The organism is Clostridium sp. NSJ-49, from assembly GCF_014287725.1.
GTDB lineage: Bacteria > Bacillota > Clostridia > Clostridiales > Clostridiaceae > Clostridium > Clostridium disporicum_B.
In genome coordinates, this window is sequence record NZ_JACOOP010000012.1 from 1 (window position 1) to 26,663 (window position 26,663).

Consider the following 26,663-nt stretch of genomic DNA (forward strand, 5'->3'; position numbering starts at 1 on the left):
ATCAATTTTATTGTAGGTTTGTTTACCATACAATAAAAAATTCAAACTTATATAATTTTCAAAGAGCGAGCAATTCTATGAAAAATCAAGCTATTTTTTCATATCAACTTAACAGATTCACAATTTTTTTACCTTTCCTAATAATTATATACTTTATATACAATATAATCTATATAATATTTAATTTATTAAGCTCTATTAAATATTATTTCACAAATAATTTATTTACTTCCTCTATATTTTTTATTTCCATTTATTGTTAGACACCTTAGTTAGAAGCTCTTTTTGTTTCATTTTGTTTACCTATAAAGCCACATTCAATTAGTATATATTGCATATCAGTATTTTGGGTTACAAATTATCTTCTTCATATCTTGTTAATATTACATTATATCCGTAGCCTTCAAGTAATTCTTTAATTTTTAAAGACATTTGCATATTTAAGTCTCTCTCAATTTTTCACCATTAGCTATATCTAAAAAAACTCATCCTTTCTGTAGTCTTTTCTCATATAAATTCAAAAGTTGCTAAATGTCCATCCTCATAAAAATAATATGTATTTCCATCAATGACTTTAAAACCAAATTTCATTTCTGGTTCATCGAGAGATTCCTACTGATTTGTATCTGTTTTATCACCTGAAATTAATTCTTCTGTTACATCATCATTTTTGTTAATCATTTCTCCATCTTTTTCAACTTCTTCAGTAAATAGTCTTATAGCTTATCCATCATTGTCTTGAACTTCTTCACTTAAGTTAATCTCAACATAGACTATTATGAAGTGGTACTATTGCTTTTAGAATCCGCAAATACTACTCCTTGTAAAACATTGGTCGTAATTATTCTAATATAAGTAATTTTATTAAATTTCTTTTCATACATTTAGCCCACTTAGTTTCCCTTACTAAAATATTATAACCTCCTAATCAATCACCTAATAATACTATCATTAACAAATTTATACATAATGTTATATTTACTTTATTACTTAATAATGCTAAAATTTCATAATAGGAAGGAGACGTGAAAAATGTCTAGAGTTGAAAGAAATAATAAAAAGAAGAAGAAAAAATCTCTATTTTTAAAAATATCTATAACTATCGTTTCTATTATTGCTTTATTAATAGCAATTGGAATCGGAACATTCTATTCTATTTTTAATAAAATGGATAACATTGATTTAAATAAGGAAAATTTAGGTGTAACATCAAAAGAAGAATTGGAAGTTTATGATAACTACAAAAAAATTAAGAATATAGCACTGTTTGGAATAGATTCTGCTGATGGTGTTGGTAGATCAGACTCTATGATGATAGCTACAGTCGATCCTGTTCATGATAAGTTAAAGATTACATCATTAATGAGAGATTCATACGTAAATATTGATGGATATGGATATGATAAATTAAATCATGCCTATGCCTTTGGTGGTCCTGAATTGTCAATAAAAACAATAAACCAGACCTTCGGTTTAAATATCGAAGATTTTGTTGCTGTTGATTTTGCTAGTTTGCCAAAAGTTATCGATATTTTAGGCGGAATTGAATTAGATATAACAGATGAAGAACTACAATATATTAATGGATATATCGATGACATAAATTCTAAAGATGGAACTTATTCTCCACATATAAGCTATGCTGGTCCACAACACGTAGATGGAGTTCAAGCTTTAGCTTATTCAAGAATTAGGTATACTTCTGGTGGTGATTACGAAAGAACAAGAAGACATAGAACAGTTTTAGAACAATTATTCAATAAAGCACTTACTGTTTCTCCAACTCAATATCCTACAATAATTAACCAGTTATTACCTTATGTAAAAACAAATTTAGGTGCTACTGATATTCTTTCTTTAGCTACTAAAGTTGCCACAATGGGTGGTGGAACATTAGAACAAGATAGATTTCCAAGAGATGGCTATTGTTGGGGTGAAAATATAGATGGAATTTACTATTTAGGATTTGATGAAACTGCTACAAAACAACAAATGATGGATTATATTTTTGATGATAAATAATTCTTTTCTATTAGAAGTGATTGTCTCTGAAGTGATTTTTTTAGTCACTTCAATAGACTTTCTTTTTATTTTTATACATTTAATTACTAAAATTTAATTTCAAATAAGTATACCTATGGACACAACAAATATTACTTTATGATATTTTTTCAATAAATGCAGTCATAATAATCGCTGTAAATATACTAATTATGCAAATTGAGATTATATAAGCAATTAAATCTGATACTAATTTTCCACAACTATTCATTCTTTAGCCTTAGAATCTATTGAATTAATAGATTTACGAACTTTTTTACCAACTATAAAATATATAATGATGGAATTATAAGTAATGTTCTTACTACTGCTCCTATTTCCAATACGTATGCAAATTAAAAACTAAACTTACAGTTATAAATGAAGTAACTGTTGATATATATTATTACCAAAAGATTTAAATTAAGCTGCTAGTAAAAATTATCCTTTAGAATTCCCAAATCCTATAAATTACCCATTAAAAAAACTTATACATAGATGGTAATAGTATCAAATACTACTTCTTTTTCAATAAGATTATTAAAACATATAATAATAATCTTCTGTTATTCCTAATTTTTTCAATATTTAATATATTTTTTATCCTTCCATACTACATTATAATATAATTCACTATCTTTATTAATTCTATATTGATCTTTATTAAGATCTAATATATCAATAGTGATTTTATTATTGTTTTCTTTGTCAATAGGTAATCTATGGAATTAATCTCCAAAGTCTAAATATCTTACTATGCACTTTTTATAATTTTCCTTTTTAATATCACATATACTAATTTCTTCTCGTATAACTTCAATTCTTTCATTATTTTTTCTATCACATTTGTAACCCCCATAAAATTAGTTACAAGTTCATTTATAGGTTGTTTATGTTTTTCATCTAGAAATAATTCCAGTGAACCTACTAAATCTCTAAGTAATACAATGTTCCACCTATTTGTTTAGAATATTTATGCTTTATATAATAAAGTCTATTTTCTTTAATATATTATTAATCTTTTCCCCTTCAAGAATATCTTTTTTAATCTTTTTATTACTAATAAATAATTTATTCTTTTTCATTATTAACATAGATATATTTATAATTTCTAAAAACAACTTATACTAACCGAATAAACTATTAAAAACAAATAAAATAAAGTCGGTGTAGAGTTATACTATTAAATAAGTTAAATTAATGAATATATAACTAATATAAATACATTAAATTACTTTTTAAAGTTATCCACATTTCCGACCTTTAATTAAACTTAACTATAAATTTTTATAAAAATTATTTTTTATTTTTATGATTATATAAAAGTTTCTTATATTTATATAATCATTTTTATTCTTTATATGAACTTTTAAATTCAATATATATTGAATTTTAGGTTTTTTCATTTAAATTACTTTTATTATAACTAAATGACTTAATCTATTTCTTTTTAATTATCATTCCGAATTAGATTCAGGTTATCTTTTAATATGAAGTTTTACACTAAACTTTATACACACTTTTTTAATTTTTCCATAATTACTATAATATATTACTTGATTATTATTATTATTATTATATATTACTTCACTCTAAATTCTATTCTTTCTAATAATTACCAATTTCAATGCACCAACCATTACTACTTGTATTATTAAGGATATTATTACACCAAATAGCCCTAATTTAATTCCTAATATAACTACTAAAATTAAATATATTATATTTACAGATGCAACAATAATTAAATTATATTTTACTAAATTCATACCAACAAAAAACGCATGAATACCTATAAGGCTACTTGAAAATGCAATATAAATCATATAGGTTATAAATAAAGTTAAGTTTTTAAATGTCAATGGCATAAACAACTCAAACCATATCGGGCTAATAATTACTAATGCGAGAATTGCAATACCACCTAATATATTTGTATAAACAAGTATTTTATTGGCAATTTGCTTTGCCTTATTAATCTCATCCTTAGATATTAGTTTTGATAATTCTGGTAATAAGGTTTGCCCCATCGGTTCAGTTACCTTAGATATTATTGAACCTAACTTTAATAATATAGAATATATCCCAACTTCAGTTACTCCTACAAACTTATTAATTATTAAAGTTACAAGCTGACCAACTGGTAAATCTATAGTAGATACTATATTATTATAAAAATTAAACTTAGTAAACTCCTTATCAAAACCAATTTTAACCTTTAAGAAATCAATACATTCTTCTTTTTTCAAAACTCTTATACTATTATATATCAATATAAAACTTGAAAGAATTGTTAACAATACTTCACTAACAACATAATATGTCAACGGTAACCTAAATATTATTCCCAAGATTATTAGTAATAACCTTCCAAAATTAACCTTTATGTTTAATTTAGCTATCACTATAAATCTGTCGTGTAATCTTAATATACCACTGAATACTCCTGTTATATTTAGAAGAATAGTAATTAAATATATTTTAATAAAAAATATAACCTGAGCATCCCACTTCATAATTTTAGCTACTATTCCTATTGATAAATATCCACATATAAATGCCAGAATTGCAGTTAAAATATCTTGTAAAAATGCTTGTTTCAAAACTTGTTTATATTTATATTTAGACTTTTTTTCTAGTGCCTCCGATCCATACTTTATAACTGCATTATAAGACTGAAAATTGAATATCCCATTAAATATATTAGCATATGACATTACTACTGCTATTATTCCATTTCCTTCTAAACCTATAGCCTTTATAATTAACATAGTATTAACTATTCCAATTATCGATGCAAAAGTTTGCCCTGAGAATAATATGATCGTATTTCTTAGAATATTATTTCCTTTAATTTTTTCCTTTATTTTACTTATAACTTTCACTTTTTTCTCCTAAAGTTTTAGTACATTCTATTATAATAATGTTGATATTCTCCTGAAGTAACATTTTTCATCCATTCTTTATTATCTAAATACCATTGAATAGTTTTCTTTATTCCGACTTCAAAAGTAGTTTCTGGATACCATCCTAATTCTTCTTTAATCTTAGTTGGATCAATTCCATACCTTCTATCATGACCTTTTCTATCTTCAACATACTTAATTAAGTTTTCAGTAACTTCTTTATCTATATTTTCGTTTAAATAGCTTATTACAGTCTTAACTATTGTTATGTTAGTTCTCTCATTGTGTCCACCAACATTATAAACTTCACCAACTCTACCGTTGTTTATAACCATATCAATTGCCTTAGCATGATCTTCAACAAACAACCAGTCTCTTATGTTCATACCATCACCGTATACTGGTAAATCCTTGTGTTGTAAACAGTTATTTATTAATAATGGTATTAACTTTTCTGGGAATTGGAATGGTCCATAATTATTAGAACATCTTGTTATGTTCATTGGCATTTTATATGTATCATAGTAAGCCTTAACCATTAAATCTGATCCTGCTTTACTTGATGAATATGGACTATGAGGATCTAATGGAGTAGTTTCCATAAAGTATCCTGTTTCTCCTAATGAACCATAAACTTCATCAGTTGATACATGTAAGAACTTAACTCCTTCTTTCCAAGTTCCATCTTCATTTTCCCATGCATTCTTAGCACAATTTAAAAGATTAACAGTTCCCATGACATTTGTCTTAGCAAATACTTCTGGTTCTCTGATGCTTCTATCAACGTGAGATTCAGCTGCAAAGTGAGCAACATAATCTATTTCATATTTTTCAAAAAGTTCAGCTACTAATTTTGAATCACATATATCTCCTTGAACAAATATATGTCTTTCGTCCCCTTCAATTGATTTAAGATTTTCTAAATTTCCTGCATAAGTTAATTTATCTAAATTTATTATTCTTATATCATTATATTTATTTAACATATATAAAACGAAGTTAGATCCTATAAATCCAGCTCCACCAGTTACTAAATAAGTTTTCATTAAATTTGCTCCCCTTCTATAAATAGATTATTTCTCTACATTACTCATAAATGACTTTAAAGCATCTTTCCAGTCTCTCATTTCATCTCCAATAGTGCATCTTAGCATCATATTATCTAGGGATGAATATTCTGGCCTTTTTGCTGCATTTGGATTCATTACTTTGTACTCTTCTGATGTACATGGATTAACTTTACAATTTCTACCTGAAAGTTTCATTATTTCACTTGCAAAGTCATACCAGCTACATTCCCCTTTTCCAGTACAGTGATATACACCATACTCTTCAGTTTCTATAAGCTTTAATATTTCATAGGCTAAGTCATTTGCATGAGTTGGATTTCCAAGTTGATCATTTACTACGCTTATTTCATCCTTCATATTTCCTAATTTCATCATAGTGTATACAAAATTATGTCCAATATATCCATAAAGCCATGCAGTTCTTACTATATAGTATTTTGAAGAGAATTCTCTTACATACTCTTCTCCTAAAAGCTTAGTTTTTCCATACACACTATATGGTGCAGTTAAATCGAATTCTGTTAATGCTCTCTCTCCAACTCCACTAAATACATAATCAGTAGATACTTGTACTAATTTTGCTCCTATCTCTTCACAAACTATAGCTAAATTTCTAGGCCCAATAGCATTTATTTTAAAAGCTAAATCTTGATTACTCTCACAACCATCAACATTTGTTGCCGCAGCACAATTTATAACTACATCTGGTTTAACCTCTGATAAAACTGTTTTTACTTGTTGTAAATTAGTTATATCCAATTTATCTACATCTAAAGCAAATACCTTAGAAGTTTTTATTTCATTTGATACTTCTCCAATTTCAGCACTACCTGTTGCTATAATTCTTTGAAGCTCATTTCCTAATTGTCCATTAGAACCTGTGATTAATATTTTCATATCTACTACCTACCCCTCATACACAAAAGGTAAATCTAATTCTCTAAACTTCCTTTGCTTTTTATCTTTTTCTGATAATAGTAATTCGTCTATTCCATCTAATGGCCATTGTATATTTACGTCTTCATCATTCCATAATAGTCCACTATCATACTCTGGAGCATAGAAATCTGTACATTTATAATTAAATGTAGCAACTTCAGATAATACTACAAAACCATGAGCAAAACCTTCAGGAACATAAAATTGTCTCTTATTCTCAGAACTTAAATAAACGCCTTCCCATTGTCCATAAGTAGGTGATCCCTTTCTTAAATCAACAGCTACATCCCAAACTTCACCTTCAGTACATCTGACAAGTTTTCCTTGAGTATGTTTAGTTTGAAAGTGTAATCCTCTTAATACACCTTTTTTAGATCTCGATTCATTATCTTGAACAAAAGTCATAGTTAATCCAGCTTCATTAAAAGCTTGCTTATTATAACTTTCCATAAAATATCCTCTATTATCTCCAAAAACTTTTGGTTCAATTATATAAAGGTCTGGTATTTTTGTTTCAATAAATTTAAAGTTTCCTACTTCCATTTCTCTACTCCTCAATAACTTCCATTAAATATTTTCCGTATCCTGTTTTCATTAATGGTCCAGCTAATTCTCTAACTTGCTCCTTAGAAATCCATCCTTTTCTATAAGCAATTTCCTCTAAGCAAGCAATATATGTACCTTGAGTAGTTTGAACTGCTTCAACAAAGTTTGATGCTTTAAGCATAGAATCATGAGTGCCTGTGTCAAGCCAAGCCATTCCTCTACCTAATAAATTTACTGTTAAGCTACCTTCTTCCATGTAAACTTTATTTAAATCAGTTATTTCTAATTCTCCTCTAGATGATGGCTTTAAAGCTTTAGCCTTTTCTACAACTGAATTATCATAGAAGTAAAGTCCTGGCACAGCATACTTAGACTTTGGATGTTCTGGCTTCTCTTCTAAAGATGTAACTTTTCCCTTTTCATCAAATCCAACAACTCCAAATGCTCTAGGATCTTGTACATAATATCCAAATACTTGAGCTCCTATTTCTAATGCAGCTGCTTCTTTTAAATGAGAGCTAAAGTTTTGTCCATAAAAAATATTATCACCTAAAATCATAGCTACACTATCGTTACCTATGAATTCTTCTCCAATAATAAATGCTTCAGCTAGTCCGTTTGGAGCTTCTTGAATAGCATACTCAATATTTAATCCAAATTCGGAACCATCTCTAAATAACTCTTTAAAATTAACTATATCTCTCGGTGTTGATATTATTAATATATCCTTTATTCCTGCTAACATTAATACTGACATTGGATAGTATATCATTGGCTTATCATATATCGGCACCATTTGTTTTGACATTGCTTTTGTTACTGGATACAGTCTAGTACCAGATCCTCCTGCCAAAATAATTCCTTTCATATATCATTTTCTCCTTTATGCATTATTTTCTATTCTTTTCAATATATATACCTACATTATGATAAACTCTTTCTTCTTCTGGTGGTATATTCATATAACTATCTCCATATAATGCACTTAAATACCCATCAGAATCATTAGGCGCAAAAAAACTTTCCCCGCAAAAAGTAACCTCTTTTAATGGAAACATAATTTTAGTTGGTATATATTCTTCAAAATTAAGAATATCAAATCCATATCCAATATAATCACTTCCCGAAGCAATATTCATTTTTTTATAGCATTCTCTTGCTTCAGTAATTATATCGCATAACGTTTTTTTTTCTATTGTTTTACTATAAATTTTGCATAAAAAACGTCTAATATTTTTTATTAAATTTTTTTCATATGGTAGCATAGAATTATATACTCTCTTATACTTTTTTATAAACTTTCTTTTTTCACTAGCACACTTTCCATCTTTAGAATCAAAGTAATCATAAGGAAATATATCTATAAAAATTCCTTCATGATACTCTGAACTTGATTCTTCAATTAGCTTGCTATATTTATGACGTATCTTACACCAAGAATATTGTATTCCATTATCAGTAAATATATCTTGATAATATAGATCATCTGATAATTTATCTTTTATTATTTTTTTAAACTTTTCATAATCCTCTCTCATCATTCCTATATCTATATCATCATCCCATGGAATAAAACCTTCATGTCTTATTGCACCTAACAATGTACCACTTTCTAACCAATATTTTATACCATTTTCTCTACAAATCTTATCAACATCTCTCAAGATTGTAAACATTAATCGTTGAGCCTCTATTAAAGTAGCTGATTTCATTAATATACCTCATTTTCTCTTTAAATTTTCTAATATAGCCTTACTTCTATTTATTTTTACTTTCCAATAAAATTCGCTCGAATTTTTTATAAGCTTGCATACACTCCAACAAGGATAATCACGTAAATATAATATTCCCATCCTTTTTATATTATTTATAAAGCTTTTTTCAGCCTCCTGCTCATTTAAAATCTTACCAGTTGCCTTGCCTTCTTCAATCCACCTTTTATTTATATATTCTTTATTTACCTTATTTAAATGAACTCTATGTCTAACAGCGACACTTGGATCATAATAAATTTTATAACCTTTTTTTCTTATTTTAGAGAATAACTCTACTTCTTCTCCCATTTTCAATTCATCACCATTTAGCCCTAATTCTTCATTAAATCCTCCTACCTCTTTAAATATAACTTTCTTAAAGAACATATTCCCGCCATACGGGTATTCCAGACCAACCAATTCTTTTTTTCTATCTCCATATTTAGTCTCTCCAATTATGGAAAAAAATCCATCTTTAAACCAACTCGGTTTTGAACCATTCCAAATTGTTTCTATTTTCCCGCCACCACAGATTGCATTTTCTCTCTCTTTAAAAAAGGCAATTATATTTTCAATAAATTTATCTTCTACTAATACGTCATCATCTATAAAAACTAATATCTCATTACTACAAACTCTAATCCCTGTGTTTCTTGCACAACTTAACCCTTGTTTTTCTTCTTTGAAGTATTTAATATTTTCATATTTCTTCATCAAATCATTTATAACCTCAAATGTATTATCCTTAGAATTATTATCAATTACTACTATTTCATACATTTCTAAATTGCTGCTACTTTTAACTAAACTTATTATAGCTTCTTTTAATATTTCGCTTCTATTATATGTACATATAATTACAGATACTTTATTCATTTTTTTTCTCCTCAACATCTTCTTTAGTTTTGTATTTACTCCAATAATAATTTAATACATAAGCTATAAATAATATGTAATTCATTTCTCTTAAATTTACAGCTTCAAAATTCATGAATACCACTATTGTAAAAACTAAAAAGAATGAAAATAAATAATCTCTTACTTTTAAGTATTTTATTAAAATTGCAGCGTTTAAAATAATATAAATACCTCCTACTATTATTCCATTTTCTATAAATTCATTTATATAACAATTGTGTGCGTTAGTAAAATATAACGGCTCACCATTATGCATTGCTTTAATCCATAAATTATCTGGCATACATATCATCCCCATCGGCCTACTTAAAAATCTTTCCATCCCCGCCTGCCATATAAAGGTTCTACTTCCTAACGTGCTTAAATCTCGCTTATCAGAAACTACTATTACTATCATGACGATAAAAATAATTAAAACAGTTAAGAAACTGCCAATAATAATTTTTTTATTTTGTAAATTAATTATCCTTTTTATTAATTTATACTTTAAAGCTATTATAAATAATCCCACAAAAAAATATATAACTATCCCGATCATAGAATTTGATAATATTGCACATATACAACTTGTAATAATGCCCCAGTATTTTACAAATTTAAACTTAATAGTGCTTCTATTTATAAATATTAATCCTATTGTACAATATAAAACAAAAATAGACTTATGGGACATAAGCCAATATAGCCTAACTTCACCATATAAATCATAGCTTTCTTTAAATGAAATTAAATTAATACCAGTACTTAAACTTAACGCCCCATTAGTATACTTAAACAAATACATAATAATTGATAAAGTAAATGATATTATAAATATATAACCTAAAAAGTTAATATATTTATTTATCATATCCTTAGTTTCATTTTTAAAATATACCATCAAAAATATTATTGTTATAAAAGGAATAGTTTTATTAATAACATATCCAATACCTCTCGGGTATATTATCAAAGCATTAATTATACTTGTTATAATAAACATAATTAAAATTACACAGAAATATTTTTCTTTTCTAAAAAATTCAATATATTTTTCCTTTTCGAATTTTAACATTATTAATTTATAAACTATAAATATACTTGATGCCACAGTTGCAGTTTCTATATAAGTTCTAATTCCAAATATAAATACCGTTTTCGAACTAACTAAACCAAAACTGCAAAATATAAGAAAAAATACTATGTATTGTTCTATTGAATATTTCTTTATATTCATATAACTCCCTCTCTACTAAATTAATTTATAATATCAATCCATCTTTTTACTATATTTTTTTCATTAAATCTTTCTACACTTTTCTTAGAATTAATTCCCATGTCCATCAACTTATCTCTATTACTAATTAAATAATTTAATTTTTTAGCCATATCATCGACATCAAACGGTTTTATTAGATAACCATTTACCCCATCTATAATTATATCTGATGGACCAGTAAGTATATCAAAACTAATACAAGGTATACCGTAATTCATGGCTTCAACTAAAACCATAGGAAACCCTTCACTTTTCGATGTAAGTAATAATATATCTGATTTCAAATAAACTTGCTCTATATCATCTGAAAAATTATTTATATTTACATTTCCATCTATTGATAATTCCTTTATCTTATTTTTTAATTTTATTAAATCTTCTTCTAAACATTCTCCATAAATATTTAATTTATAATTGTTATTGTTTTTTAGCACCTTACTAAATACTTCTAATGCTACAAATATATTTTTATTATCATCAATTCGATTAACCATTACAATATTGTTATTATTTAGACTAGACAATTTTTTATTAGAATTATCTATCATATTTGGGATTATTGCTATTTTATTTTCTTTAAGTTTGTATTTATGTTTTTCTTTTGAGGTTAATAATATAAGCTTATCTAAGTACCTATAAAATACCTGTGTTAATATCCTCCATCCAATTGATAAATGATTGTAAGCCCCATGTTCAGAACCTATAACTTTTGTTTTTAATCCTAATGTAGCTATTATAGAATAAATATTTAAATGAGCATTTGTTGATATTAGTACATCACTATTAGAATATTTTAATATACTTCTAATTTCTTTTATAAAATATATTTGTTTCATCAGCTTATTTTTTTTAACATTCATATCCAAATTTACATATCTTATTTTAATATTATCATCTATATTATAACTAACATTCTCTCTTATACTTTTAAAACAAGATATTATTTCCACATCATAACCTGGCACCTTTACTAATGAGTTTGCAATATTCGTAACTACTCTCGCTACCCCTCCTGTGGATTTTATATCACTTAAAGCAATCGCTATCTTCATTATTGCCTCCTAATAAGTCATAATATGACTTCATTATTTCTTTATAATGTCTTTTTATTGAAAATTGAAAATCACCTTTACAAATATTTTCATTATACAAAGATAAAATATCTCTATTCTTATAAATTTTCAATATTTCTGATGTTAAACTTTGTTCAGTTGGTTCAACTATACATCCTATAGGATTAATATCTGATATTAAACAAGATGCTCCTACATTTTCAGTAAGCATTACAGGTACTCCATGACATATAGCTTCTAATGCAACAAATCCAAATGTTTCAAAGCACCTACTTGGCATTACCAACATATCTGCTTCACTAAATATATTTTCAATATCTTCATATGTATATACTCCATTAATTTGTACATTTTTTTCAAACTCATATGCTTTTGAATTATCTCCATAAATATTTAACATTATATTGTATGGAGTTAATCGCCTCATTGTATTTATTAAAATATCTGTACCCTTGTAATTGTCTATTTTACCCATATATAACAAGTTCAACTTATCTTGATATTTACGCCTTTTTCTCCTATCTATTATATCATTATGTGTAATAGGAATAACCTTTCCTACACTCTCATCAATATATTTATTGTAGATTTTTTCCGAAATCTTGCTATTAAATAAATACAGGTCTATATTCTTAAACATTTCTTCATAGTAACTATATAGGCCATTATATTTTGCCACTATTTCCTCTTCTATAGAATCTTCATCCTCTTTTTTCGTTGGTAAAATTGTTTTTCTATTAGAAAGTAATTTTTTTAATATATTTACTACTCCAATATTCTTTGCATATCTATATTGCGCACTTTGTAAAAACTTTATTTTATCAATACTATCTGCACACTGATTACATCTAGCACATTTATCTATATTTCTTTTTTCACACAAATTAAAATTATAATCTATAAAATTAACTTTCATACATAATCCGTAATAGTCATGAGTTGTAAATACAACTTTAATATTCATTTCTTTACAAACTTCAATAAACTCCTTATTTAATCCCATTAGTGTATGTAAATGGATAATATCAGGTTTTATTTTCTGCAAAAAATTATAAAACTCATTCTTATCACATCTCTTCATGAAAACACTGGGTTGTTTAACTCCATTTAATAATGGTACTGGTAAAGGATTTATATATTCATAAACTTCTATTCCATTAAAATTTTTATAATATTTTATTTCTACTCTTTTTCCATTCATTTTACCTGGAAAAAGAAGATACACCTCGTTATCCATTTTCACTTGGATTTCCATTAAATCTATTGAGTATTTGGTTAGTCCTCCACTTCTATACGGTGGTAATCCTAACGAATAATGTAATATTTTCAACCTTATTCTTCCCCCCTACTCTAAGAATAGAGTCTCATATTTATCGACAATATAATTCCAACTATATTTTTTTTCTATTCTCTCTTTCGCCTTATTGGCTAATTCCTCTAACAAATTTTCATCTAACTCTTCTAACCTGTCTAGTAGCTCTGAAAGGTTATTACTTTCTTTATTAAAGTATAATGCTCCATCTAAAGCTACTTCTCTATTAAAGCCAACATCTAGTAATAAATTTAAATCTGTAGATGCTAATGCTTCAAGTAAGGATGGATTTGTTCCCCCAACTTCATGTCCATGAAAATATCCATAAGCATTTTCTCTTATCTTCTTTAATAATTCTTGATTATACACCGTTCCTACAAACTTTATTCTAGGGTCTTTATCAAATCTTGTATTCTCTTTTAATTCTTCATAGAATTTATTCTTTTCAATATTAGTAATTATAACGAAATCTTTATTAGTTTTACTTTTCATAAATTCTTCTATCATAAGATGATAATTATTTTCAGGTACAAACCTTCCTACAACTAAGTAATATTCTTTTCTTTTAACACCTTTTTCTTTATACCATTGGATTAATGTATCATCATTATCACTTAATTCAGACTTCGATGTATCAGCTCCATATGCAATAAAAGTAGTATTAGGTTTATACTTTTTATAATCTTCTTTAATATATTTTTCTATATTAATTGAATCACATACTAACAAATCAGCATGTTTAACCATCAGCCTTTCAGATACTTTCCAATACTTCCTTATAACTACATTCCACTTAGCTCTCTTCCATTCATGTCCATCAGGATTTACCAACAATGTAATATTCATTTTCTCTAATTTTCTTTTGTAATATCCGATAAATGGTCCTATTCTACATGCTAATATATATATAATCGCATTCTTAATATTATTTTGTTTTATATACCTTATACATTCTTGTAATGCAGCTACATCGTAATATACCGCCTTAGCTGCTCCGATTTCAGGAACTTTTATATTGAAGCATCTTGAATTATTATACTCAAATTCACTATAGTCTTTTCCCATACAAGCGACATGATACTTTATTTCATCGCTCTTTCTATATTCAGTTAACTTATCTACAAAAGTTTCAAACCCACCATATTTAGCAGGAATACCTTTTGATCCAATTATAAAAATATTTTTCATTTTTCCCCTCCTAGCAAGCATTCTTATCTCCAAATAATACAAAAAATGTTTTATATATCAATTTTATATCTAACCATAAACTTCTTTCCCTGACATATTTAACATCAAGCTTCATCCAGTCTTCAAATTCGATATTATTCCTGCCCATAACTTGCCAATAACAGGTAAGCCCTGGTTTTACTTCTAATCTTTCTAACATCCAATCTTCAAACTGTTCAACTTCTCTTGGCAAGCTCGGACGTGGCCCAACAAGGCTCATATCACCTTTTAATACATTTACTAACTGTGCAAGTTCGTCTATACTAGTTTTTCTTATAAATTTACCTATTTTAGTTATTCTAGGATCGTCTTTAATTTTAAACATAGGTCCTGACATTTCATTTTGTGCTTCAAGCTTTTTTTTAAGTTCTTCAGCATTTAATACCATAGATCTAAGCTTGTACATTTTAAATTCTTTTCCATTCAAGCCTACTCGTGTTTGTGAAAAAACAATCGGTCCTTTAGATTCTAATTTTATCAATATTCCAACTATTACTAATATAGGGCTTGCTAAAATTAATCCTATCAAAGATCCAATTATATCGATTGCTCTTTTCAAAAAACTATATACATTTTTTTCCTCTTTTACAACAACTTCAATTTCTTTTTTCATTGCTAAATTGTTCATTTTCCCCAACCACCTATATTTTATTTTACTTTTACAAAATAAAAACCACTATTTATCAAATAGGGGTTTATTACAACTTATTACTTTAAATATTTCTAAATAATTTTTCATCCTTTTAAAACATTAATTATTAAATTATATATTATTATGTAAAAATATTATATCACAAACGTAAATTTCATAGAACCTCTAATTTTTATCTCAATCTTCACATTTTTACTTATTTTGGATGTTTGTAAATCTAATTTTGTCATTTTTTTTATTTTTTTGTAGCTACTTAGGTCTATTGTTCCATTATAAGTATTTTTTCTATTACTTTTCTGTTTTTTTTTAAATTAAATTTAATCTTTCTCTCTATGCATTGCAGCATTTGTCGATTTTTTTTAGTTTTTTATACAAAAACAAGGATCAATATATAATTATATCTATCGTTATCAAAAATTAATATTTATTTATTTATTTGTACTAATTCCCAAATTATAAAAAATACTATCCCTATTATTAATCAATATATCTATAATTTGAGTTTCTATCCCATTTGTATTACTTAATAATACAAATGAATGACTTCTTGTCGCTAATGCTGATGATAAGGCATCTCGGAAATCTAATCCTGATGCTATATATATTAGTATTTTTTAATTCTGCTTCAAAAGCTACTAAATACATTTGCATTAGTAATATATCTATTACTACCTCCCAGTCTTTCTACATTAGGTATCTGATTTGCTAAGCCTTCTGATACACCTCAAATTCCTCCTACAATATAAGTCTTATTTACACCATTATTTTCATATAATTACTAACATCTGATGATAGACTATTAGTCTCAGTTAATAAAATCGGCATTCCTTTCATAGCTACTACTGCTGAAATTGATAATCCATCTGCCATTGCCACTTCTCCTATTGTAGATCCTAATTCATTAGCAACTAAAATTGAGGTATTACATTCATTTTTCCCTCCAACTCTCTTACTTGATATACCTATATTGGAAAGCTCACCTTCTAATGATGATAGTATTTTTCCTAACCTATCTAATTATTTCACTTTTACCTCTTTACTTCTTTTATTACAGTTAAGTTAATTATTTAATCTTATTAAACAATAAATTATTGTTCTTCCCATGTTAAATTGAACAAAAAAATTTAAGAGGCACAATTCTGCGCCTCTTAAATCAACCTTTTATTTATTAATCGTATATGCATCTACTGTATTTAAACTTTTTCACTAGCAAAGCTATCACTCTTACGCAGTAAATTATATTCTAATCACTAAGTTACCTTTTACTTCATAATCAGCTAATTATTCATCTTATCTTAATGCGACTAATTATATCCTTTTGGATTATTGCTTTGCCATCTCCAAGAGTCTTCACACATTTCCTTAATTCCTCTTTCAGCAGTCCATCCTAATTCTTCATTAGCTAACTTTGGATCTGCATAGCAAGTTGCTATATCTCCTGGTCTTCTATCCACTATTTCATATGGTATTTCTCTACCTGATGCTTCTGCGAAAGCTTTAACAACATCAAGTACTGAATATCCATTTCCTGTTCCTAAGTTATAAGTTACAAGCCCTGGATTAGTTTTTAACTTTTCAAGAGCTTTAACATGACCTTGAGCTAAGTCAACAACGTGAATATAATCTCTTACCCCTGTTCCATCATGAGTTGGATAGTCATTTCCAAATACTCTTAATTGTTTTAATTCTCCAACTGCAACCTTTGTTATATAAGGCATTAAGTTGTTTGGAATTCCATTTGGATCTTCTCCTATAGTTCCACTCTTATGAGCTCCTACTGGATTGAAGTATCTTAAAATAGCTACATTTAATTTTGGATCTGCTTTTGCGATATCTCTTAGCATATCTTCTATCATAAGCTTAGTTCTTCCATATGGATTTGTTGCTGAAAGTGGAGAATCTTCTGTTATTGGAACAATTTTCGCATCTCCATAAACTGTTGCAGAAGAACTAAATACAAAGTTCCTACAATTATACTTTCTCATAAGTCTTAACATTACTAATGCACTAGTTATATTATTGTAATAATACTCAAGTGGTTTTTCTACAGATTCACCTACTGCCTTAAAAGCTGCAAAGTGAATTACTGAATCTATATCATTTTCTAAAAATACTTTCTCTGCTTCTTCTTCATTAGTTAAATCTACATTATAAAACTTAGTAGTTTTCCCTGTTATCTTTTCTATTCTATCCTTTACTAATTCCTTACTATTACTTAAATCATCTGCTATTACAACATCAAAACCTGCATTTAAAAGTTCTACTGTTGTATGACTTCCTATGTACCCCATTCCTCCAGATACTAAAACTGCCATTTCTAATACCTCCACATATTTTATTTTCAATATCATTATATACTAATATCATCTAATGTAAAATAACAGTTTTGCCATTATTTATAAATATATTGATAATGAGCTTATATACTCATTCTGTAAAATTTGCATTAGTATCTATGATTTGCTTTATTAAATAACCTTTTTATATGATATAATACATATATTACTATTTTTATGGGGTGGGTTATGACAAAAAGAAAGCGAAAGAAAAAATACTCTATTGGTAAGAAAGTATTATTAGGATTTCTATCTTTTATATGTATTTTAGTTTTAGTTGGATCTATCGTAATAATAAATCTATCCTCTAAAATTAATACTGTAGAAATTGATAGATCTTTTGTAACAGATACAGGAAAAGAACCTATAAAAGAAGAAAAAGATGTAATAACTATTGCACTATTAGGTTCTGATTACTCTGGTACTGAAATAGGTGCGTCAGATGCTACTATGATTTTATCAATAGATACTAAGAAAAATAATATTAAGCTTTTATCTCTTATGAGAGATATATACTTAGATCTTCCTGATGGAGGAAAGCAAAATTTAAATTATACACTGGTTGATGGTGGTCCTGAATTATTACTAAAAACTATAAACTATAATTTTAATCTTCAAGTTGATAAATTTGTTCATGTAAGCTTACATACACTTCCTATAATTATAGAAAAGCTTGGTGGTGTAGAACTTGAAATAACAAATGAAGAGTTAAATTTTATTAATGGTTATATAAAGAATATTGATTCAGAAAACGGGACAATAACTGAGCCATTATATGGTTCTGGTAAACAATTGTTAAACGGAACTCAAGCAGCAGCTTACTGTAGAATTAGGTATACAGAGGGAAGAGATTATAAAAGAACTGAAAGACAAAGAGATGTATTGTCTGCAATCTTTGATAAATTTAAAAATATAAGTATTACTGAAGTTCCAGGATTAATCAACGATTTACTACCTTTAGTTTCAACAAATATGACTACATCAGAAATGCTTTCTATAGCTACTAAAGCTTTAGGTACTGGCGTTTCTAATATAGAACAAGGAAGATTTCCGTTAGATGAGCATCATTATGCTGAATGGACAGATATGTATCACATGATCGTTGATATCGATGCTACTACTGAAGAAATACATAAATTTATTTATTCTAAGTAAAGTGGTCACATTCACTGAAATTATAGATTTATAAAATAGTAGATATAGTTACCTTTGATAAAGTTATGGTGACTTTTAGTGAGATGAACGCTACCTTTCGTCAAGCAACGGATTACTTGTGTAATAGCGATGTCCACCTTCTGAGAAGTGAGATGTTAGATAGCATTATACATAAACTATTATATTATTATAGGGGGTATTTATGAGAGAAAAACATAGTAAAAAAAAGAAAATGAATCCTTGGGTGAAAGGAAGTTTGATAATAGTTTCAATCTTAGTTTGTATCTTTCTTATAGGCGCTTTCACTGTCTATAGAACCCTTGGAAAAATGCAACAAGTTTCTGTTGATACATCTGATTTGAGTATTAACTATGAAGAAATTCAAGAATTTGAAAATCATGAAGAAATAATTAATATAGCTTTATTTGGTATCGACTCTGAAGATGGTGTTGCTGGTAGATCTGATGCTATTATGGTAGCTACAATTGATCCTGTTCATAATAAATTAAAGCTTACATCTATTATGAGAGATTCTTATGTTAATATTCCTGACATAGGAATGGACAAGATAAATCACGCTTATGCTTTTGGTGGACCTCAATTAGCTATTAAAACTATAAACGAAAACTTTGGTTTAGATATAACTGATTATATGTCTGTTAATTTTACATCTTTACCAATTATCATTGATATACTTGGTGGAGTTGAAATTAATATAACAGATGAAGAAGTTTCTCATATTCCTGGAATAAACTCAGCAGGAACTTATAACTTAACTGGTGATCAAGCACTATCATATTCAAGAATAAGATATGCAACTGGCGGTGATTATATAAGAACTGAAAGACAAAGAACTGTTCTAAATGCTTTATTTAATAAAGCATCAACACTTTCAGTAACAGCTCTTCCTGGATTATTAAACGAGGTATTGCCACATGTTCAAACTAGCATGAATGCTTCTGATATATTATCCTTAGGAACAAAAGCATTAGGTTCTGTATCTAACGGTTTAGCACAAGATAGATTCCCTAGAGATGGTTATTGTGAAGGTACTATGATAGATGGTATTTATTATTTAGCTTTTGACCAAGCTACAGCAAAAGAACAAATTATGAGCTATATCTTTGATGATGTGAGATAGTCGCTACGCGATGTTATGGTCTGCCTTCGCAGAAGTGATGGATTGCTTTGCAATGGTTATGGTTTCCTTGCGGAAAGATTATGGTCACCTACGGCTAAGTAATGGATTGCTCCGCAATGGTTATAGTCTGCTTGTGCAGAGGTTATGGTTTCTTTCAGAACGTAATGGATTATTTCGTAATAGTTATGGTCTGTTTTCGCAGAAGTTATAGTTTTCTTAGAGAAAAGCAACATAATATGGCAGTAAGTAAGCTTGTTTTACGCAAATCTACTTACTGCCATTTACATTAAGTTAAACTAAATTTTTCTTTGCTGTATTTATACTTGCTAACAACATTCTTTTTACACTGAAACAATTATTGTATACTTCTTTAACTTTATTATCATCTAACATTTCGTTATCTTTTATGATATCAAGCCAATATATACTCTCACTACACTCTTTAATTGCAATATGCAGTTTATGTATAAAACCTTTTTTACTCTCTGCATAATTTGCTTCCCTGATATTAGCACCTATACTAGTGCAAGATTTTTTCAATTGGTTTGATATAACAAATTCATTTTTATTTACTAATTCATTGCTAATATAAATAGAATCATCTGCGATTATCTTACTAAGCTGTAATAATGATAAACTCTTCATAATATCCTCCTAACTAGCTTATATTATGAATCTCTCCATCTTCTACCTCTTCTAATCACTAGCGAAGCTAATCCACCAACTACACAAAGTGGACAATCACCTTTCACCTCACGAAACCATCACCTTACTGTAGGTAACCATCACTTTTGACGAAGTCAAACCATCACCTCCATAAAGTGGACCATCACTTCACTGTTAGGTGACTAAAAATGGTCTTTACTATTTTTGCACAAGCTTCTCCATCTCCATATGGATTCGCTGCATGAGCCATTTTTTTGTAAGCTTCTTTATCATTAACTAGTTCATTTGCTATATTAAATATTGTTTCTTTATTAATCCCTGCAAGTTTTACTGTCCCTGCTTCTACAGCTTCTGGTCTTTCTGTTTCTGTTCTTAAAACCATAACAGGCTTACCTAGTGCTGGTGCTTCTTCTTGAATTCCACCTGAATCTGTCATTATTAAATAGCATTTTGACATGAGATTTGCAAAGTCTACATATTCTAAAGGTTCAATTAAGTGTATCTTCTCTTCAATACCTTCGAAACTACTTTTGGCAAGTTCTCTTATCAATGGGTTTCTATGCATTGGGAAAATTATTTGTACTTCTTCATTTTCTTCTGCAAGACGTCTAACAGCTGCAAATATATCTTTCATTGGTTCTCCCCAATTTTCACGTCTATGTGCTGTTAAAAGTACTACCTTATTATTTATAAAATCTATATTATTTAATGTATCATCTTGGAATTTATGATTTTTATCTATTACGCTTAAAAGTGCATCTATTACAGTATTTCCTGTTATGTAAACATTCTTTGTAATATTTTCTTTTTCTAAATTTCTTCTATTACTTTCTGTAGGTGCAAAATGTAAAGTTGTTATTGCCCCTGTTAGTTTCCTGTTAGCTTCTTCTGGGAATGGAGAATATATATCCCCTGTTCTTAATCCAGCTTCTACATGTCCTATAGGTACTTGATTATAAAAAGCAGCTAATGCTCCATTTAATGTAGTTGATGTATCTCCATGTACTAGCACTATATCTGGTTTACATTCTTTTATTACTTTATCTACTCCAGTTAATACTTTATTTGCTACATCTATAATAGTTTGACCATGTGACATTATATTTAAGTCATATTGTGGCTTTACATTAAATATTTCTAAAACAGCATCTAACATTTCTCTATGTTGTGCTGTTACACATACTATTGACTCAAATCTATCATCTTTCTCTAATAACTTTACTAAAGGACACATTTTTATTGCCTCTGGTCTAGTTCCAAAGACACTTAATACTTTGATTCTTTCCACGGTATTTCCTCCACAAACTTCAATTTATTTTAATTATATCATTGTCTTAGTATTTTATATATAACTTAACTTCTATCCCCTACAGGTAATTTTATAATTTTTACATATATTATAATATTTTATCAACTTTCATATCTATTATATAATTTTATTTCTACTTAATTATTATATTATTTAATCAACCTGAAACCTATATTTATTGTTAACGTTTTTATATAACATAAGTTAATTTCTAACATTATTTAAACAGGTACCTATTTTATTATTACCATTGATGAAATCCATATATCATGATATTATTAATACAATTATGCTAAAAAACAAGCAATTATTTTTAATTATTAATCAATTTTTAAGAAAAGGATGTTATACAAATGAAAAAAAGCACAAAAGATTCAATTGTAATAGGTTTTGCGCTATTCTCTATGTTTTTTGGCGCAGGAAACCTAATTTTCCCTGGATTTTTAGGCAATGGCTTAGGTTCAGACTTTTTACTTGGAACTGTTGGCTTTGTAGTAACTGGAGTTGGACTTCCATTACTTGCAATAGTAGCATGTTCTAAAGGTGATGGAACATTCGAAAGTATTGGAAATAGAATAGATCGTAAATTTATATTAATATTCACAACTATTCTTTTCTTAGCTATAGGTCCACTTATGGCTGTACCAAGAACAGCTGCAACAACCTTCGAACTTTCAGTTAATCCATTTTTACCAAATGTACCTGCAATAGTCGCAATTACAGTTTACTTTGCAATAAATTTATTCTTCGTATTAAAGAAATCTGCAATAGTTGATACTATAGGTAAATTTTTAACTCCGGCACTACTTATCTTACTAATAGTGCTTATTGTTAAAGGAATGGTTTCTCCAATTGGTGAAATAATAAGTACTAATGCTTCATCAGTACTTTCAAGCTCACTAATTGAAGGATATCAAACTATGGATGCTTTAGGGGCACTTCTTTTCGCATCAATAGTTACTACTTCATTAAAAGATAAAGGATATAAAGGTAAAGAAATGCCTAAGATGATATTTAAATCAAGCTTAGTGGCAGCTATTGGACTTGCTTTCGTATATGGAGGGCTAATGTACATAGGAGCTCAAACCTCTGGATTAGTATCTCAAGAAATAGGTAAAACAGGACTTTTACTTCTTATATCTGAAAGTGTTTTAGGAAAAGTTGGACCTGCTATAATAGGATTAGCAATGGGATTAGCTTGCTTAAGTACTTCTATAGGACTAGTAAGCGTGGGTGCTTCATTCTTCGAGGAGATTTCAAAAGGTAAGTTATCATATAATTTAAATGCTATAGTTATTACTATTATAAGCTTAGGTGTTGCAACACTTGGTGTTGATAAGATTGTTGCATTATCTGGACCAGTACTTAACTTACTATATCCTGTTTCAATAACAATAATAGTTACAACACTTATGTCAAAATACTTAAAGAATATGAAGGCTGTAAGACTTGGTATATATACATCACTTATATTCTCATTATTATTATTAATACCAGGACTAAACCTATCATTTTTACCTTTAGCAGACCTAGGTTTTGGATGGGTAATACCTACTATATTATCAATAGTAATTGGGTTATTTATATTTAAAGAAAAAGAATGTGAATCAACACTTAAAAATATAGCGTAATAAAAAAATATCCCAGCTTGTCAAAGCTGGGATTATATATTATTTCTTATAATTTAATTTTATATTAATACTTATCTATAAAATCACTTTATCTTTATTTTAGTAAACCATAACCTTAACGGAGTTTACCATCACTTTTGCCTTAGCAACTCATAACCTTGCCAAAAGCAAGCATCATTTTTCTAAATTCACCCTAAAACGTATCTGATAATGATTTTAAGTATTCAATAAATCCATCTCTTAACTCTGGTTTTCTTAAAGCATATTCTACAGTTGCTTGTAAGAACCCTAATTTATCACCAACATCGTATCTTCTACCTTCGAAATCATAAGCATACATAGCCTCTTCTTTTACTAATTGAAGAAGTGCATCTGTAAGTTGGATTTCTCCACCTTTTCCTGGTTTAGTTTCTTCTAATATTTCAAATATTCTTGGTGTTATTATGTATCTTCCAAGAATAGCAACATTTGATGGTGCTTCTTCTACAGCTGGTTTTTCAACTAAGTTTTTAACCTTATAAACTCTATCTTCTATATGAATTCCACCAACTATTCCATACTTATTTACATCATTAGGATCTACTGTTTGAACCCCTAGTACTGATGTTTTATATTCTCCATAACAATCTATAAGTTGCTTTAAGCATGGTTTTTCATCATTATAAACAACATCATCTCCAAGAAGTACTGCAAATGGTTCATTACCAACGAAAGTCTTTGCACAAAGAATTGCATGACCTAACCCTCTTGGTTCTTTTTGTCTTATAAAGTGGATATTAACCATATCTGATATTTCTCTTACCATTTGAAGCATTTCTTGCTTTCCTGATTTTTCAAGTTCCATTTCAAGTTCTACAGATCTATCAAAGTGGTCTTCTATACTCTTTTTATTTCTTCCTGTTATTATAAGTATTTCTTCAATTCCTGATGCTACACATTCTTCTATTATGTACTGTAAAGTTGGTTTATCTACTATTGGTAGCATTTCCTTTGGTTGTGCCTTTGTAGCTGGTAAGAATCTTGTTCCTAATCCTGCTGCTGGTATGATGGCCTTTCTTATCTTATTACCCATACTTTTACCCCCTAAGTTATACATTATTTCTATTATGTTAAATACTATTATATTATACTTGTTTATTTTTATAAATACTTATTTAATCTTCTAATTAGTTTTATTGTAATCTTTTAACTCTAGATATTATCTTAAACATTATGAATACTGCTAATGCTACTCCAAATACAATCAATACTATTTCCCATTCTATAATATCATCATTATTATTAACTAATAGCTCTTTATCATACTTTTCAAATTTATCTATATATTCATCAAGGACATTATTTTTTTCATTATTACTAATATTTAAATCACTTTTAGTATCCAAGTTACTATCTATTTCATTATTAAATATATCTTCATTTATATTTGTATTATTTTCAGTATCACTTATCACAATTTCATTTTCATCTAAGTTATTAATATCCTCAAATATTTCTGCAACATTTATAGCATAATTACTCTCTCTATAATTTGAATATATTTGCATTAATGAATTAGTATCACCTTCATATAAAATATTATTATTATTCTTATCAATTAACGATATACTTAAATCACTTAAATCAACATCCAAATCTAAATTCATTATTTTCGCTATATCCATAATATTATCGTACACAGTATAATACTTAAGAAAATTTATATCTTCATCATTGTTTTGGACAACTTCCTTAATATCATTAACATTATTCTCTATTTCTTGAAAATCTGATTCTGAAATTTCTATATTCTCTAAATACTCAACTATATTTTCACTATAATCTTCGTTAACTCCAAGATTGACTAAAGCTTCTTCTATATAAGATAAATCTCCAGCAAAAACATTAACGCTAAAGATAAATATAAATATAAATAAACTAATACTACTTTTTATAATTTTTCTCATATCAATACTCCTTCTATTTTTCTAAAGTATTACCATTAATAGGATTGTCTTAAACTTATTTAAATACTGTAATAAAACCTTCACATTAAAGAAGGATTAAGTAAAGCAACTAAAAAAGAAACCTAAAGGGAGTTACCCCTCTGGTTTCTTCTACTTCATATATTTTATAGGTTTACCCATCCAATCAAAATCTCCGCAATGAATTAGCTTTCCTTCTTCATCATAATATTTGCCATATTTTATTCTCCCTCTTCTATCAACATATCCTAAGGAAGATTTCCATAATTTCAAAACTTCTATTCCAACAACTGCTTGAAAGTTTCCTTTCCATCTCAATTGACCATTTTCGTAAAAATATTTTCCATATCCGTGTGGGCTTCCATAAACAAAATTGCCTTCATATTCTAATTTTCCATTATCATAATAAGATCTGCCATATCCATGTGCATACCATTTATCTGAATAATATCCCTTACCTTGAATATATTCTCCTTCATATATAAGTTCTCCATCTTCGTAAATTCTACCATTTAGTGATTCAGTATTAATATTTATAAGTCCTATATCCCTTTCAATTTGGTATCTTAATTGCTTTTCAATTTTCCTACTTTTTAAAACATCAATCTCATAAAATGAATCTTCATCAGTTTTTATACTTTTCTTATCTACTTTAACCTTTTTTTCTATAGGATCCTTAAGTATGCTTTTTGGTACAATTGATAATCCCATTGAAATCATCTCCATTCATTTTAAAAATAATTAAACAATCTCAGAACCGCTTGTC

General features: G+C 27.7%; 23 protein-coding genes. 4 read left to right on the forward strand and 19 right to left on the reverse strand.

The annotated features are described in order from the left end of the window. The first annotated feature begins 1,032 nt into the window (after positions 1 to 1,032). Complete coding sequence (locus tag H8S10_RS06030; protein ID WP_186838268.1) at positions 1,033 to 2,022, forward strand: LCP family protein; 990 nt, start codon at positions 1,033 to 1,035, stop codon at positions 2,020 to 2,022. Positions 2,023 to 3,632: 1,610 nt separating this feature from the next. Here H8S10_RS06030 and H8S10_RS06035 read toward each other — a convergent pair. The 14 genes from H8S10_RS06035 to galE all read right to left on the reverse strand — a co-directional run bounded on the left by H8S10_RS06035 (position 3,633) and on the right by galE (position 18,010). Then, positions 3,633 to 4,925 (reverse strand): lipopolysaccharide biosynthesis protein, encoded by a 1,293-nt coding sequence (locus H8S10_RS06035; protein WP_186838269.1) that lies wholly within the window; start codon positions 4,923 to 4,925, stop codon positions 3,633 to 3,635. 17 nt (positions 4,926 to 4,942) lie between these two features. After that, a complete protein-coding gene (gene rfbB, locus H8S10_RS06040) occupies positions 4,943 to 5,992 on the reverse strand; it encodes a dTDP-glucose 4,6-dehydratase (RefSeq protein WP_186838270.1) in 1,050 nt (349 codons plus the stop codon). Between the two features lie 27 nt (positions 5,993 to 6,019). Then, positions 6,020 to 6,913, reverse strand: coding sequence for a dTDP-4-dehydrorhamnose reductase (gene rfbD, locus H8S10_RS06045; RefSeq protein WP_186838271.1), 894 nt, complete (start codon positions 6,911 to 6,913; stop codon positions 6,020 to 6,022). Positions 6,914 to 6,922: 9 nt separating this feature from the next. Then, positions 6,923 to 7,498: a dTDP-4-dehydrorhamnose 3,5-epimerase gene (gene rfbC, locus H8S10_RS06050; RefSeq protein ID WP_055265352.1), complete on the reverse strand. Its 576-nt coding sequence runs from the start codon at positions 7,496 to 7,498 to the stop codon at positions 6,923 to 6,925. A 4-nt stretch (positions 7,499 to 7,502) separates the two neighbouring features. Then, positions 7,503 to 8,369 carry a glucose-1-phosphate thymidylyltransferase RfbA gene (gene rfbA / locus H8S10_RS06055; protein ID WP_186838272.1) on the reverse strand — a complete coding sequence of 289 codons (867 nt, stop codon included), beginning with the start codon at positions 8,367 to 8,369 and terminating at the stop codon, positions 7,503 to 7,505. A 22-nt stretch (positions 8,370 to 8,391) separates the two neighbouring features. Further along, positions 8,392 to 9,213, reverse strand: coding sequence for a LicD family protein (locus H8S10_RS06060; RefSeq protein ID WP_186838273.1), 822 nt, complete (start codon positions 9,211 to 9,213; stop codon positions 8,392 to 8,394). A gap of 9 nt (positions 9,214 to 9,222) precedes the next feature. Further along, on the reverse strand, positions 9,223 to 10,131 hold the full coding sequence (locus H8S10_RS06065) for a glycosyltransferase (protein ID WP_186838274.1): 909 nt from the start codon (positions 10,129 to 10,131) through the stop codon (positions 9,223 to 9,225). Beyond that, positions 10,124 to 11,389, reverse strand: a complete 1,266-nt coding sequence (locus H8S10_RS06070; protein WP_186838275.1) for a hypothetical protein — start codon at positions 11,387 to 11,389, stop codon at positions 10,124 to 10,126. Before H8S10_RS06070 ends, H8S10_RS06065 begins: the two co-directional genes overlap by 8 nt. Positions 11,390 to 11,409: 20 nt before the next feature. After that, positions 11,410 to 12,483 carry a glycosyltransferase family 4 protein gene (locus H8S10_RS06075; protein ID WP_186838276.1) on the reverse strand — a complete coding sequence of 358 codons (1,074 nt, stop codon included), beginning with the start codon at positions 12,481 to 12,483 and terminating at the stop codon, positions 11,410 to 11,412. Next, positions 12,458 to 13,834: a glycosyltransferase gene (locus tag H8S10_RS06080; protein WP_186838277.1), complete on the reverse strand. Its 1,377-nt coding sequence runs from the start codon at positions 13,832 to 13,834 to the stop codon at positions 12,458 to 12,460. Before H8S10_RS06080 ends, H8S10_RS06075 begins: the two co-directional genes overlap by 26 nt. A 15-nt stretch (positions 13,835 to 13,849) precedes the next feature. Beyond that, complete coding sequence (locus tag H8S10_RS06085; RefSeq protein ID WP_186838278.1) at positions 13,850 to 15,004, reverse strand: DUF1972 domain-containing protein; 1,155 nt, start codon at positions 15,002 to 15,004, stop codon at positions 13,850 to 13,852. A 10-nt stretch (positions 15,005 to 15,014) separates the two neighbouring features. Continuing rightward, entirely contained in the window at positions 15,015 to 15,671 is a 657-nt protein-coding gene (locus tag H8S10_RS06090; protein WP_243175839.1) for a sugar transferase, read from the reverse strand. Positions 15,672 to 16,448: 777 nt separating this feature from the next. Continuing rightward, positions 16,449 to 16,694 carry a cell wall-binding repeat-containing protein gene (locus tag H8S10_RS06095; RefSeq protein ID WP_186838322.1) on the reverse strand — a complete coding sequence of 82 codons (246 nt, stop codon included), beginning with the start codon at positions 16,692 to 16,694 and terminating at the stop codon, positions 16,449 to 16,451. Between the two features lie 305 nt (positions 16,695 to 16,999). Continuing rightward, entirely contained in the window at positions 17,000 to 18,010 is a 1,011-nt protein-coding gene (gene galE, locus H8S10_RS06100) for a UDP-glucose 4-epimerase GalE (RefSeq protein WP_186838279.1), read from the reverse strand. 210 nt (positions 18,011 to 18,220) lie between these two features. Between galE and H8S10_RS06105 the strand changes: the two genes are divergently transcribed. Together H8S10_RS06105 and H8S10_RS06110 are read left to right on the forward strand one after the other, a co-directional pair. Beyond that, complete coding sequence (locus H8S10_RS06105) at positions 18,221 to 19,186, forward strand: LCP family protein (protein WP_186838280.1); 966 nt, start codon at positions 18,221 to 18,223, stop codon at positions 19,184 to 19,186. A gap of 202 nt (positions 19,187 to 19,388) precedes the next feature. After that, a complete protein-coding gene (locus H8S10_RS06110) occupies positions 19,389 to 20,327 on the forward strand; it encodes an LCP family protein (RefSeq protein ID WP_186838281.1) in 939 nt (312 codons plus the stop codon). Between the two features lie 291 nt (positions 20,328 to 20,618). On the opposite strand, the gene H8S10_RS06115 is transcribed toward H8S10_RS06110, so the two are convergent. Then, on the reverse strand, positions 20,619 to 20,972 hold the full coding sequence (locus H8S10_RS06115; protein WP_186838282.1) for a four helix bundle protein: 354 nt from the start codon (positions 20,970 to 20,972) through the stop codon (positions 20,619 to 20,621). A 184-nt stretch (positions 20,973 to 21,156) separates the two neighbouring features. Beyond that, positions 21,157 to 22,281: a UDP-N-acetylglucosamine 2-epimerase (non-hydrolyzing) gene (wecB, locus tag H8S10_RS06120; protein WP_186838283.1), complete on the reverse strand. Its 1,125-nt coding sequence runs from the start codon at positions 22,279 to 22,281 to the stop codon at positions 21,157 to 21,159. Between the two features lie 374 nt (positions 22,282 to 22,655). Between wecB and brnQ the strand changes: the two genes are divergently transcribed. Continuing rightward, positions 22,656 to 23,933 (forward strand): branched-chain amino acid transport system II carrier protein, encoded by a 1,278-nt coding sequence (gene brnQ, locus H8S10_RS06125; protein WP_186838284.1) that lies wholly within the window; start codon positions 22,656 to 22,658, stop codon positions 23,931 to 23,933. Positions 23,934 to 24,126: 193 nt separating this feature from the next. Here brnQ and galU read toward each other — a convergent pair whose 3' ends face one another. The 3 genes from galU to H8S10_RS06140 form a co-directional block, all read right to left on the reverse strand. Next, a complete protein-coding gene (gene galU / locus H8S10_RS06130; protein WP_186838285.1) occupies positions 24,127 to 25,005 on the reverse strand; it encodes a UTP--glucose-1-phosphate uridylyltransferase GalU in 879 nt (292 codons plus the stop codon). A gap of 100 nt (positions 25,006 to 25,105) precedes the next feature. Continuing rightward, entirely contained in the window at positions 25,106 to 25,879 is a 774-nt protein-coding gene (locus H8S10_RS06135; RefSeq protein WP_186838286.1) for a hypothetical protein, read from the reverse strand. 150 nt (positions 25,880 to 26,029) lie between these two features. Beyond that, entirely contained in the window at positions 26,030 to 26,608 is a 579-nt protein-coding gene (locus H8S10_RS06140) for a hypothetical protein (protein ID WP_186838287.1), read from the reverse strand. Positions 26,609 to 26,663 lie beyond the last annotated feature (55 nt).